The following is a 13539-nucleotide window of genomic DNA, read 5'->3' on the forward strand; positions in this document are numbered from 1 at the left end:
AGTGCTATGAAAGAACAACTCAAAAAAGGCGATAAGAAGTTATTAAACGCTTGGGCGTTTTATGACTGGGCAAACTCTACATACAGTCTTGTCATCGCATCTGCTATATTCCCTTTGTTTTATGGTGCGCTGTTTAGAGGAGCAGGTATAGAAGAGATTGAGGTTTTTGGGATGATGTTACGTCGTAGTCCGCTTATTTTTTACACCACTGCCATTGCTTTTTTAGTCGTGGCTATCATATCTCCCATACTCTCTGGTGTGGCAGATTATCTGGGTAACAAAAAGTTCTTTTTAAAACTCTTCTGCTATCTAGGAGCTTTCTCTACAATAGGTTTGTACTGGTTTAGCCTTGAGCATATATATCTGAGCCTTACGTTATATGCCCTGGGACTTATAGGTTTTTGGGGGAGTCTCGTTTTTTACAATTCATACTTGCCAGATATAGCCTATCCAGAACAACACGATAAGATAAGTGCAAAAGGGTATTCCCTAGGTTACATAGGGAGTGTGTTGCTACTTATAGCTTGTCTAGCAATGATACTTGGGTATGAAACATTTGGTTTTGAAGACGAAGGTTTCCCTACACGCTTATCCTTTGTGCTTACTGGTGTCTGGTGGATAGGTTTTAGCCAGTATACGTACGCTTATTTACCTCAAGGAAATCAAGCGCAAGGAAAACTTACCAAAGATGTGTTCTTTAATGGCTTTAAGGAGCTAAGAGCTATTTGGTCTTCTATGCAAGACCAGCTACGTCTTAAAAAATATCTTATTGCCTTCTTTGTATACAGTATGGCGGTACAGACAGTGATGCTTGCTGCAGCATATTTTGGAGAGCAAGAACTAGAGTGGGGGAGTGATAGCGAGCGCACGACGGGATTAATTGTGAGTATACTTTTAATACAACTTGTGGCAGTACTGGGTGCCATACTTACTTCAAAACTTTCGGCACGTGTGGGTAATATAAAAGCACTGGTCATTATTAATGTGATCTGGATTGTAATTTGTGCTTGGGCCTACTTTGTATATACACCCTTCCAGTTTTACATTACTGCTGGTTTTGTAGGTCTTGTGATGGGGGGCATACAATCACTCTCAAGGTCTACGTATGCAAAGTTTTTACCAGAGACAGAAGACACGACATCATACTTTAGCTTTTATGATGTTGCCGAAAAAATAGGGATCATCATCGGGATGTTCTTATATGGTTTTATAGAAGAGATTACTGGGAGTATGCGTTACTCTATTGTATTTCTTATACTGTTTTTTGCAGTAGGAGTAGTGCTTCTGTACAGAGTCCCAAAAGAGAATAAATAAACATAAGGTTTCCGCTTTCGCGAAAGCGTACAACAAAACAATCTTTGCAAGCAATTAATCTGTTTATTAAACAGCCTAGAATGGCTTGAAGCGTTTTTCTAACATTTATATACTATGAAGAGTTTTATACAAGAATTTAAAGATTTTGCCGTAAAAGGTAATATGGTAGATATGGCTGTGGGTATCATCATAGGTACTGCTTTTAATAATGTGGTAAATACCATTGTAAAAAAGGTGGTAATGCCACCACTTTCTTTACTTACCGATGGCATAAACCTACGAGAGCGTAAGTACATTTTACGAGATGCCGAAAATGAGGCAGATGTAGTTGCGATAGGCTATGGTGAGCTCATAGAGGTGGGGATAGATTTTGTTATCATAGCTTTGACTATATTTATAGTCATAAAAGGGATTAACAGATTTAAAGAAAAATCTGAGGACCCAAAAAATACGGAAGAAAAAACACCAAAAAACATTGAACTCTTAGCAAATATTGAACACCTAATGCAAGAGCAAAACAAGATTCTTAGATCACATAAGGAGTCATAAATTGCTTGTATAACAGTCCAATAAAATGTTTATGTTTGCGTTTAAGGTTCACAAAATCCTACATCGATGAAAAAGCTACACTACCTACTCTTATTTATAATGCTAGCCTCAGTCACAGTAATCTCTTGTGATGATGAACAACTAGAGGGCGAGTTTTCTGTAACCGGAGATGGTTCTGAGCCTGGAGAGACAGATCCAGATAGTGATACGTGTGAAACAGCATTTGATGTATTGCAAACTTCACAAGCAGTATTTGCTTCATCTTCTGAAGCAAATTATACACAGGCCTGTACGACCTATGCGCTTGCACTTGAGGCAACTATAGAAATATGCGGTGATAGTTCTGGAGAGCTACAATCCATACTTACTACGCTAGGCGACTGTACAACACCAGACCCGTGCTTACAAGCAGAGCTAGCTACGGAGGCAGCGCTGGAGGCATTTAACAATGCTACAGCTGAAAATGAAGAGCAATTATGCCTTGCATATAGCGCCGCGTTAAGCGCACAAATAGAAGCGTGCGGAGATGCAAATGGTAGTTTGCAAGCAACTATAGATAGTCTTAACTGTGGTGGAGAGTGTGCCGCTGCCGAAATTGCAACAGCAGAAGCTCAAGAAATTTTTAACGCAGTAGATCCTCAAGATAGTGATGCTTATACGGCTGCCTGTGCAGATTACTCATTTGCACTGCAAGAACAGATTACAGCTTGTGGAGATCCAGATGGAAGTCTAGATGCAATTGTTCAAGAGCTAGGAGATTGTAGCCCACCAGAAGATGATGGACCGGTGTATGGAACTATAGGCGGAACGTTTACAAACTTTGATAATGCAGTAGTAACTATAGATGGTTCTCTATTAAGCGTTGTAGCAACAGATACAGATACTGGCGACACCTTCACTTTTGATATTGTATTACAACAAACTGGAGATAATGTGATGCAAAACACACTTATTACTATAGATGGTGTAGTACTTACAGCAGCACCCGGAGGGACATCACCTTTTATTAATACAATTACGGAAAACGATGGTACTACAATAGTAGGAACCTTTTCTGGAACATTTACAAACCCAGATAACGAAGAAGTACTCACAGTAGATGGAGTGATTAATATTGCCTATTAGTATCCATAAACGACATATTTTTAAAGAGCATCTGTAACCAGGTGCTTTTTTTATGTGCGGTTATTAAGGATGGCTCATTTATTGTACTTTTAATTTTATGAAGAATAGATATATAAAGAGTTTTGTGGTTGCAATACTTCTAGTTGTAACTACAAGTGTCGCTGCACAACGCGAGCGAGTAAAAGGTAGTCGTAATGTTATAGATGTTTCTGAGAGACTAGATGGCTTTACCGCAATCAAGGTAACAGATGGCCTAGAGGTGACACTTATGGCAGATTCTAAAACCGGTTATGACCTAGAGATGGATGATAACCTGGTTGAACTTATAGATTTTGACATTAGAGATAGTCTACTTGTGGTTTCAACCCGCAAGGATATACGTAGTGCAAAAAGACTTAACATTACTGTGCGATATACAGCACTGAGCGCTGTAAGTTTAGATTCAAAAAGTAGTGCCTTTGTATCTACAGCCATAGAGGGAGATATGTTTACGGGTAGTTTTCTGGATGGAAGTCGTTTCAACGGAGAGCTCAAAACGAGAGAGGCAGATATTATGGCAAACGGCAACTCAAAGTTTGAGATAGATTACACTGGAGACGATATACGTGTGAATTTAAGTGATAACGCTTTCGCGAAAGCGGATATAAACACCGTAAAACTCTCAATAATTGCTTCAGGAAGATCTGACATAGCGTTTACAGGAAATGCTAGTGAAGCTACTTTTACAGTAAATGAAACCGCTCAATGTAAAGGACTCTCCTTTGATGCAGACATAGTGCAGATAGTAGGAAGAGAAAGCGGTAGCGTGACGCTTAGTGTAGATGAGAAGGTAACACTTGACCTTTCAGATAAGAGTATGGTGCAACTATATGGCGAGCCAAAAATTATAGTAGAACGATTTTCAGGTACCACGAGACTACTTAAGAAAGAACTGTAATATGTTATAAGTAAAAAAGCCCTCGCAAGAGGGCTTTTATTGTATTTGGGACAAAATAGTTTTATCCTCTAGAGATATCTCCAGATCCAGAAACCTTTGTGTCTTGCTTTGTAGGGTTACCTACATATTCTATATCTCCAGATCCTGTTACTCGAGCGCGTATGCTCTTCTCACAACTTACTCTTATATCTCCAGACCCTGTAACCTTTGCATCTACATTATCTGCTTTAAAGCGTCCTGCTTCAAGATCTCCAGATCCCGTTACACTTGTCTCGTGATCTCTTGTGCTACCTCGTAATACCAAATCACCAGATCCAGTAACACGACTCTCTGTGCTGCTAGCTTCTACTACAAGATTTATATCACCAGAACCAGATACTGAAACTCTAAAGTTATTTGCTTTGATAACATCTGTACTCATAATCTCGCCAGATCCAGATAATGATACTTGGTTTAAATCTCTAAAAGGCACTCGTATTTTAATATCTTTTCCCCAGCTCGTTTTCAGGTTTTGCTTGTTTTTTACCTTGATAGTAAGTCTGTCCCCATCTACTTCGGTCTCAATGTATTCAAGTAGGTTACTCTCTCCTTCAATAGTAAGTTCTCCTTCATTACCGGCAACAAGTGTCACGTCAAAAAAGCCAGCAACACTTATCTCATCATAGTCACCTACATTGCGAGTTATAGTTTCTAGTTCGCCGTTACCTTTTACACTCGTTCCCCACCATTGTGCGTGTATTTGAGTACTTGCAAAAAGGACTAAGCTGAGTGTGATTAATTTTTTCATAATAGATTGTTTAGTTGATGATTGAATTTAGTTTTTAAATAATGTAACACCCCCATACTCTGAGTTGATGTTTATGTTGTTATTAGTAGAAGATGATCCTTTGTACCCTTCATAATATTTGTCTGAAGATTCTACGCGCTCTACTTTAAAAGTAAGCTCATCTTTACCGCTTAAGCCTGCATACTCAAGTTTTATATTAAAGGTAAAATCATAAGCAGGACTGTATCCCACCTTTATGCCTGTATAATCGCTCTGAATCTTGACGTCTCCAGCATCACTAGCAAGTTCTTCTACACGTATACTCCCATAATCTGCGTTGATATTTAAATCACCGTGTACAACTCCTATCTTTGCAGAGAGGTAATCACCACGACCTATAACGTCATTACTTTCTGTTGTTTTTACAGATCCATAATCACAGTTGTAGTTGAGATTTTCAATTTTTCCAAATTCAGACTTCGTATAATCTGCATTGAGTTCTATATCACCACCACGTTCTAACATAAAGCTTGAGTAGTCTGCATTAATACGGCCACTTTTCATATAAGAGATGGTACTGTTTTTTGTGTAGTCAAAGTTGAGGTAGTTATCCTCTGCAAGTAACTCGCCTATAGTAATTTTACCATAGTCACAGTTTATTTTTGCATTGCCCTCAAGACGGTCAAGGCTTATACCCCCGTAATCATTGCTTATATCTATCATATTAGTAGCTGGGAGTTTTATGGTGTAGTTAATTTCCATATTTACATTATTGTTTTTCCAGCTATTCCACCACGAGCGACTGCTACTTCTCTCAAAATTAGTCTTAGCACTTACATAAGACGGAGAGCCTTCAAAACGTACATCTATCTCATCTAGCTTTTCTTGCACGCGCTCTTCATCATTTCCATTAGTTTTTACTAGCACTTCTATAACAATGCGGTTTTCATTCCAGCTTACCATATTTACATTACCGTAGGAGTTATCTATAACCAGTTTTGCATCTGCATTAACGTTATATTCTTTTTTAATTCTTTTCTCCTTAGTATATTTCCCTTTAGGGTAGTTGTCACTTGCCATTACCATAAAAGGCATAGCGAGTACAAAGAGTAGGAGGTGTGTAATTTTTGTTTTCATAGTAATAGTATATTATTTAAGTAACTAGAGAGTTACTGCTTTTTCAATTTTTCTTAATTCTTCGATGGCTTTCATTTGCTCTACTACATTTTGTAGGAGGTCAATGCGGTTCTGGAAGTTGTCTATCATAGCGTAGATCACGCGCTTATCTTCACCACTCTCAGAAAGGTCAATTTTAAGTTTATCATATTGCTGCTCTAGCACTTCCAGCTGGCTTATGGCATCTTCTACCATAGCTTGGTTTTCTGGAGTCATCTTTTCTTTGATGTCAAAAAGCTCTCGTTCTATAGTCTTTGTAAAGAAGTCTTGAGTTTCCTGCATTTCTGGAGATACATCTGCAAGTTCTTTATCACTCGAGCTCGTATTGAACTGAGTAAAAATGACTCCGGCAAGCAAGAGCATACTCGCTGCTATAAAAAGAGGACGCATCCACTTTATGACTTTAGTTTCTTTCTCTGGAGTTACGGGAGCAGCTTGCGCCTGAAGCTTTGCAAGAAAGTTTGCTTTGTGATCTGCACTAGGTGCAGCTGTATCTAGCTTGCCTTCTAGGCGCTTAAATACTTGATCTATAGGTTCCTTTTTCATTTTTATTTAAAATTCTTCGTAAGCTGTCTTTTGCTCTTGACACCATCGTTCTGCAGTTTGCATAGCTTACATTCATTATTTCACTCATTTCTTCATAGTCATAACCCTCTATAAGATGTAATGACAGAGACTGTCTGTAGTTGTCCTTTAATTCACTCATTGCGTTTACCACTTCTTGAGCACGTACACTAGAGAGATCCATCTCTGCTACACCAGCTGCATCGTCTTCTATTTTATATAGATGGTCATCTATAGAGGTTTCATCTAGTCGCTTACTTTTATTGTAAGCATTGAGGCTATTATTTACAACGATACGTTTTAACCAACTCCCAAAAGATGCCTCACCCTTGTAGCTGTCTAGTTTTGTAAAAGCACTTAAGAAGGACTCCTGCATAATATCTTCTGCTTCTGCTTCGTGTTTTACAATGCGCAATGAGGTGTTATACATCGCCTTGTAGTAGCGATTATAAACTTCCATTTGTGCACCCTGCTCACCTTGCTGGCATAGTGATAATAGATCGGTTATTTGATGGTTGGTAAAATTCACTTTTGGTTAATTCTATAGTAAAGATGTGGTAATTTTTAAGTTGTTACACTTTCGTGAAAAGTTTATTTTATTTTTTTGATTCTCCTTTTGACCACTAGCGGGCTAGTCTGCCTAAAGATGGTTCTTGTGGCCAAAGGTTTTACTATAACTATAAGGAAAGATAAGGGTTGTGGTTTACATTTTCGCGAAAGCGTACATCACTTGGCATAAGAATTGACTTAATGTAATGGTGAGTGACTATATACCATACATTACAGCGTCACTCGCCGATTTTAATAGAATAGTAATACTTAGATAGTCATAATGAGCGTAGCAATACCCGACATTGTGGCACATATATTATATGGCAAAACCAAAATTTACAACATTAGACAGATTGTCACTGCAAGAGATAGATGGAGATGCAGAGCTTATCCCGTTAATGACCCCAGAAGATGAGGAGGCGATTAATAATGAAGAGCTCCCAGAAAGTCTAGCGATATTACCTTTACGTAATACGGTACTTTTTCCTGGGGTTGTGATTCCTATTTCGGCAGGAAGAGACACTTCTATAAAACTTATAGACGAGGCAAATAAAGGAGGAAAGGTAGTAGGAGTAGTGGCTCAAAAAGATGAGTCTGTAGAAAACCCTACGGCAGATGATATAAATAAAGTAGGCGTGGTAGCACGTATACTGCGTGTTCTTAAAATGCCTGACGGTAATGTAACCGTAATCATACAAGGTAAAAAACGCTTTGAGATTAATGAAGTGACTCAAACCGAACCTTACTTAAGAGCCACGATAAAAGAATTTCCAGAAACACGTCCAGATAAAGGAAGTCAAGAGTTTAAGGCTGCGATAGACTCTATAAAAGATCTTGCTCTTAAAATTATTCAAGACTCGCCAAATATCCCATCTGAGGCATCTTTTGCAATAAAAAACATACAGAGCGATTCTTTCTTAATAAACTTTGTGAGTTCTAATATGAATCTCACAGTGGCTGAGAAGCAGGAGTTACTTCACATAAACGATTTACATAAACGCGCTATCGAGACGCTTAAGTTTATGGATATGGAGCGCCAGAAGCTGGAGCTCAAAAATGATATTCAAAACAAGGTTCAAAATGATATGAGCCAGCAGCAGCGCGAGTACTTCTTGCACCAGCAAATGAAGACTATTCAAGAAGAACTAGGAGGATCTACCTCTGAGGATGATCTTGAAGAGATGCGCGAGCGTGCAAAGACAAAAAAATGGGGAGAAAAAGTAGAAAAGCATTTTAAGAAAGAGCTTTCTAAGATGCAACGTATGAATCCCCAAGTAGCGGAGTATAGCATACAGCGCAACTATCTTGACCTCTTTTTAGACCTTCCTTGGAACGAGTTTAGTAAAGATAAATTTGATTTAAAACGTGCTATGAAAATCTTAGACCGCGATCACTATGGTCTTGATGATGTAAAGCGTCGTATTATAGAGTACCTAGCGGTATTAAAATTACGTAACGATATGAAGTCACCTATACTCTGTCTTTACGGACCTCCAGGTGTGGGTAAAACTTCACTAGGTAAATCTGTTGCAGAGGCACTTGGGCGAGAGTACATACGTATGAGTCTAGGTGGTATGCGTGACGAGTCTGAGATACGTGGTCACAGAAAGACTTATATAGGAGCAATGCCGGGCCGTATTATACAGAGCCTTCGTAAGGCGGGTACAAGTAACCCAGTCTTTGTACTAGATGAGATAGATAAGTTAAGTATGGGGAGTCAGGGAGATCCATCTTCTGCATTACTAGAGGTACTTGACCCAGAGCAGAATAGTGAGTTTCACGACAACTTCCTTGAGATGGGGTTTGACCTTTCTAAGGTAATGTTTATCGCAACCTCAAATAGCCTTAATACCATACAACCAGCATTACGCGATCGTATGGAGATTATAAATGTGACGGGTTATACTATAGAAGAAAAGACAGAGATTGCAAAGAGACACTTATTACCTAAGCAACTTAAGGAGCACGGTATGACACCAGAGCAGCTTAAGATTGCAAAGCCACAACTAGAAAAAATTGTTGAGGGGTACACTCGTGAGTCTGGAGTACGTGGTCTTGAGAAGCAAGTTGCAAAGATGGTGCGCTACGGTGCCAAAAATCTTGCAATGGAGGAGGAGTACAACGTAAAAGTTTCTAACGAAGACATCATAGAAGTTTTAGGATCTCCTAGAATGGAGCGTGACAAGTATGAAAACAATGATGTTGCTGGAGTAGTAACAGGTCTTGCCTGGACACGTGTAGGTGGTGATATTTTATTTATCGAGTCTGCCTTATCAAAAGGAAAAGGAACACTATCTATCACAGGTAACCTTGGTAAGGTTATGAAGGAGAGTGCTACCATTGCAATGGAGTATATAAAAGCAAATGCAGAACTTCTTGGTCTAGATTCAAAAATATTTGACAGCTATAACGTACACATTCACGTGCCAGAAGGAGCGACTCCTAAGGATGGCCCTAGTGCGGGTATCACAATGCTTACCTCTCTAGTATCATTATTTACACAACGCAAAGTCAAGAAGAGCATCGCAATGACAGGTGAGATAACCCTGCGAGGTAAAGTATTACCAGTAGGAGGAATCAAAGAAAAGATTCTTGCTGCAAAGCGTGCAAAAATTAAAGAGATCTTACTTTGTGAGCAAAACCGTCGCGACATAGAAGAGATAAAGCCAGATTACTTAAAAGGTCTTACCTTCCACTATGTAAAAGATATGAGTGAGGTATTAGAACTTGCCCTTACTAAGCAAAAGGTTAAAAACGCAAAGAAGTTATAAACTTGAGACTATAAATAAGACCGCTTTCGCGAAAGCGTAAATAAAAAAGGGAACCTAAAAGTAGGTTCCCTTTTTTATAGTGCTGTGGGTATTATAAATCTTTATTGGTTTTTTTAAGTCCCAGGGCAGCTCCAGCCGCAAGGCCGAGAGCAATGAGTCCATTTATGGGAGCCGCAGGAGCTTCATCATTTACGTTATCTGGAAAAGAGATTTGAGCTTGTGCACTCTGAAAGCAAAAGCAAAACAAAGCAATAGCTAAAACTCGGGTGATATATTTATGTGTAATTTTCATAATTTTCTTTTTAGTTTTTAATCAGTTTACGCACTGCTGTCATTGTTCCACTTTTTACTTTTACATAGTAAATTCCAGTAGGGAGTGCATCTACTTTTGAGATAGTAATCTCATTATTTATAAGTGTCTCTTGAGCTTGATATGCAATTTGACCTAGCACATTTACTATTTGCACTGTCGCAGTTGTAGTTGTAGCATCTGGGATACGTATTGTAAATCCATTATCATTAAACGGATTTGGAGCTATTAATAATTCATTTGTTGTGTATGTCTCAGTTGCTAGAGGTTCACTATTAAAAATAATAGCAAAACGATCTGCAGCACTGCTCTGCTCATTGTCAGATATTGTAAAGGCTATATGGTTTTCACCACTTTCTAGTGGTGATACGGTGTCTAAATATCTGTCGTGCAGATATGACGGAATCTCTACATTATCTAGAGTAAGCTCTAGGTCATAATTGGCAAATCTGTAATTATCTATGTGTAATTGCACCACAGTGTTTTCGGTAAACGCGTCTCGTTTTTCTATGGCGAGCAAATTATCATCTACTGCTATGGCAATATTTTCATCTAGGTTTGCTAGTTTTTGCGCATCATATAAATCTACCTGAGATGTGTAGTCACTACTAGCTGTAACTTTAAATCCATCAGAAAATGTTGATATGCCACTTTCTACGCGTGAGAGCTTACCTGCTATGATAGTCGGTATCGTGTTTGAATTGAAGGTGTTTGTCTGAGATTCACCGGTTGGCCCTTCGGCATTTTCTCCAAAGGTGATACTCGTAAGTGTGCCAGGTGTATTATCTACTATTTGAGCAAAGCCACCTTGGTATGCTTGTAGTGAACCATTTGCAGCAGATACTCCAGCTGTATTGTTACTTCCGTCAGATAAATCTATAGTTACATAACCACCGCGCCCATTATCGCCATTTATTTGAGGATCAAATATGTAGTAAAAATTAGGGTTAAGGTTTTGTTGTGCACCATTAGTAGCATCTCCATTAAAAACAGCATTCATATCTACGGTTCTCGCAAATGGATTTCCAAAAAGGAAAAACGTACCGTCACCTCCAGAAGCATCTTGCGTTGCCGCTGTAGTTGTAAAAGATTGTGTAACAGCGTCGAGTTCTAGTGTTCCGGTAGTTCTAAGTACGGTATCGTCTGCCATAGCTTCATTATCTGTAACGTCTATTGCTCTACTACCACGTATTAATGTAAGGAGAGGTTTACCAGCTTCGAGCACATCTATATTGGTATTTGGTATAGGTTCAAAGGCTTGAGTTGCGTTATTAAGAGTAAAAGCAGAAGCATTACCAGAAGGTGATGCGTCAAAACCGTTTGCACCAGTTTCACTACCAGTTATATGTATACCGTAACCTGGATTTGGGTCTTGAGTTGCGCTGGTGGCACCCTCTTGCCAGTTTGTCTGTATGGTAGAACTCGTGTTTACTGGGCTAGATAGTATTCTAAAAGCACGTTTACCAGGGATATATCTTTCTACAGTAACATCTCCTACTACTATCGCCCCATTTGTGAATGCGCCAGTATAGGCTTGTTGATCTGCTGTACTTCGTAGCGTTAAGTTATTGTTAGTTTGTAATGTACCCGCTACAACACGTAATTCATTAAAGAGATTTGTTTCATTAAGAATTGAATAATTGGTACCTAGAATTAAATTTTCTACAGGTCCCCCTATAAAACTGAAACCAGGAGTTGTTGCGTTTGCCTTGAATTGTATATTATCTATTGCAAACTCATCTCTACTACCACCTCCAGAGACATCATCAGTTTGCCAAGCTATGATGTACGTCTCGCCAGGTGCTATATTTAAGGTTGCATCACCAGCAGTATTCGTATTTATATCGTAGGTAAGTACAGATTTTAGAGCGCTTGGAGAAAGGTCATCTACCTCAGGACTGTTAAGGTACACCTCGCCTGGAGTGCTTAGACTTGAGTTTGTGAGATCTGTTTCAGTACCGTGTACAAGTGTGACACTATTAGATCTAGGTTGATCATTATAGACATATAAATCATATGCCACTTGTAGATTAGTTATAACCTCACCTGTATTGTTTTGAAATCTAAAAGCGATGATACCTGGTGTAAGATCAGATCCAGCAGGTTGAAAACCGAGTGCATAATCTTCTGGGGCAATAGTATAAGAATTTATACCACTACCTGCAGACCCAAAGTTTGCAGTACCCGTAAAGTCTGATGAGGTATTTGTATCGCCAAAACTAGAGTCTCCATCGCTTAATCCTTCTATGAGCCAGGTATTTGAGTCTAATTGACCTGAAGACGGTGCTGGTGATAATCCATCACCCGTAAAACCACCTTCATTCACTCCTGTTAGACTTGTATCAAAATTTATAGCATAATTAAAATCTGTATTGTTTAATTGAAACCCTAGCTGAGTCATATCATTTACGGTGTATGTAAGTTGCATACTCACAGCTGTTTCTGGCATTGCATTATCATCTGTAGCGCTTAGGGTATAATAAACAGTTGTTCCATCCATTTGTGCGGGGATTGCTGTACTTGTTTCATAAGTTGTTCCAGCAGTGTTATTTAATACTATTGTATTAGGATAGGGACCACCGTCTTGTAAACCCCACGATAAGTTTGCACTATCTATATTATCTTGAGCATCTGTAATGGTTGCGCTCACGGTCACAACATCTGTCGAGGTTGCATCCTCTGGAGATGCAACGATGTTTGTGATTGCAGGCGCAATATTTGCTCCAGCTCCTAGTGTCTGCCCTGTATTTAAGTTCCCTAGGCTTGATGTGGAAGGAGCAGACCACGTAAAATCAGTATATGCACTACCCGTACCGGTGAGCTGTAAGGATTCTGTGGCCAGGGTAGATCCGCTCTCTGCTACACCTATATCTGTAGAGGTAACTCCACTTGCTGGACCATTTGTAGCCGTAATTGCTCCTTCATAACTTAGAAATTGTCCAGGAATAAGTGTGCCTTCATAAGTGAGTGCAAAGCCATCTGGTCCGTTTTGTAATCCATTTGATGGAAATATAAAACTGTAAACTGTAAATGAGCCTGAAGTTTCTCCTACAGTAAATTCATCTAGCGTAGTGCTGCCATAAGTAACGCCACCATTGCCATTATAACGTATCAAAGCATAGTCTGCTAGATTTCCAGGGTTTTCTATAATTACCTCTATACTTTCATCAACATCAGATCCACTATTATCATAATGAAACTCATTAATCCAAGCATTTGTTTGCGCAAGGGCTATTCCAGAATAGCTCATTGCAAAAAGAAGCAATAAAAAAAGTTTTTTTGTAAGTAAAAGTTTTGCCATTGTTTGTGATTTTAGGCATAAAATTAACATAATAACTACGTAACCAGTGTTTTGTATGTTAAGCAATTGCTAAGAAATTGTACACTTTCGCGAAAGCGCACTTTTGCTTAAGTAAATATTATGAGGTTATAATAAAGATACCAAGCATACAAAAGGCTAATTATTTCCCATCCC

The 13539-nt window shown here is 38.9% G+C and carries 11 protein-coding genes; 5 read left to right on the forward strand and 6 right to left on the reverse strand.

Annotated features, from left to right (window positions below):
• Positions 1–6 precede the first annotated feature (6 nt).
• The 4 genes from ABVM49_RS09285 to ABVM49_RS09300 all read left to right on the forward strand — a co-directional run bounded on the left by ABVM49_RS09285 (position 7) and on the right by ABVM49_RS09300 (position 3925).
• A complete protein-coding gene (locus tag ABVM49_RS09285) occupies positions 7–1314 on the forward strand; it encodes an MFS transporter (protein WP_405201617.1) in 1308 nt (435 codons plus the stop codon).
• Between the two features lie 114 nt (positions 1315–1428).
• Entirely contained in the window at positions 1429–1863 is a 435-nt protein-coding gene (gene mscL / locus ABVM49_RS09290; protein WP_035325136.1) for a large-conductance mechanosensitive channel protein MscL, read from the forward strand.
• 66 nt (positions 1864–1929) lie between these two features.
• Entirely contained in the window at positions 1930–2988 is a 1059-nt protein-coding gene (locus ABVM49_RS09295; protein WP_405201618.1) for a hypothetical protein, read from the forward strand.
• A 97-nt stretch (positions 2989–3085) separates the two neighbouring features.
• Positions 3086–3925: a GIN domain-containing protein gene (locus tag ABVM49_RS09300; protein ID WP_405201619.1), complete on the forward strand. Its 840-nt coding sequence runs from the start codon at positions 3086–3088 to the stop codon at positions 3923–3925.
• Between the two features lie 61 nt (positions 3926–3986).
• On the opposite strand, the gene ABVM49_RS09305 is transcribed toward ABVM49_RS09300, so the two are convergent.
• The 4 genes from ABVM49_RS09305 to ABVM49_RS09320 are packed head-to-tail and all read right to left on the reverse strand — an operon-like array spanning position 3987 to position 6960.
• The gene (locus tag ABVM49_RS09305) at positions 3987–4712 is read right to left on the reverse strand and encodes a head GIN domain-containing protein (protein ID WP_405201620.1); all 726 of its coding nucleotides are present in this window, start codon (positions 4710–4712) and stop codon (positions 3987–3989) included.
• A gap of 27 nt (positions 4713–4739) precedes the next feature.
• Entirely contained in the window at positions 4740–5828 is a 1089-nt protein-coding gene (locus ABVM49_RS09310) for a hypothetical protein (protein WP_405201621.1), read from the reverse strand.
• Positions 5829–5852: 24 nt separating this feature from the next.
• A complete protein-coding gene (locus ABVM49_RS09315; protein WP_375252587.1) occupies positions 5853–6413 on the reverse strand; it encodes a hypothetical protein in 561 nt (186 codons plus the stop codon).
• Positions 6382–6960 carry an RNA polymerase sigma factor gene (locus ABVM49_RS09320; protein ID WP_035325130.1) on the reverse strand — a complete coding sequence of 193 codons (579 nt, stop codon included), beginning with the start codon at positions 6958–6960 and terminating at the stop codon, positions 6382–6384. Before ABVM49_RS09320 ends, ABVM49_RS09315 begins: the two co-directional genes overlap by 32 nt.
• A gap of 343 nt (positions 6961–7303) precedes the next feature.
• Between ABVM49_RS09320 and lon the strand changes: the two genes are divergently transcribed.
• Complete coding sequence (lon, locus tag ABVM49_RS09325; RefSeq protein WP_405201622.1) at positions 7304–9754, forward strand: endopeptidase La; 2451 nt, start codon at positions 7304–7306, stop codon at positions 9752–9754.
• 91 nt (positions 9755–9845) lie between these two features.
• Here the strand turns inward: lon and ABVM49_RS09330 are convergent, their stop codons facing one another.
• Both ABVM49_RS09330 and ABVM49_RS09335 read right to left on the reverse strand, forming a co-directional pair.
• Positions 9846–10046 carry a hypothetical protein gene (locus ABVM49_RS09330; protein WP_405201623.1) on the reverse strand — a complete coding sequence of 67 codons (201 nt, stop codon included), beginning with the start codon at positions 10044–10046 and terminating at the stop codon, positions 9846–9848.
• 10 nt (positions 10047–10056) lie between these two features.
• The gene (locus ABVM49_RS09335; RefSeq protein ID WP_405201624.1) at positions 10057–13365 is read right to left on the reverse strand and encodes a T9SS type A sorting domain-containing protein; all 3309 of its coding nucleotides are present in this window, start codon (positions 13363–13365) and stop codon (positions 10057–10059) included.
• Positions 13366–13539: the final 174 nt, after the last annotated feature.

Origin of the sequence: Dokdonia sp. LLG6352-1, assembly GCF_045055815.1 — a bacterium.
Taxonomy (GTDB): domain Bacteria; phylum Bacteroidota; class Bacteroidia; order Flavobacteriales; family Flavobacteriaceae; genus Dokdonia; species Dokdonia donghaensis.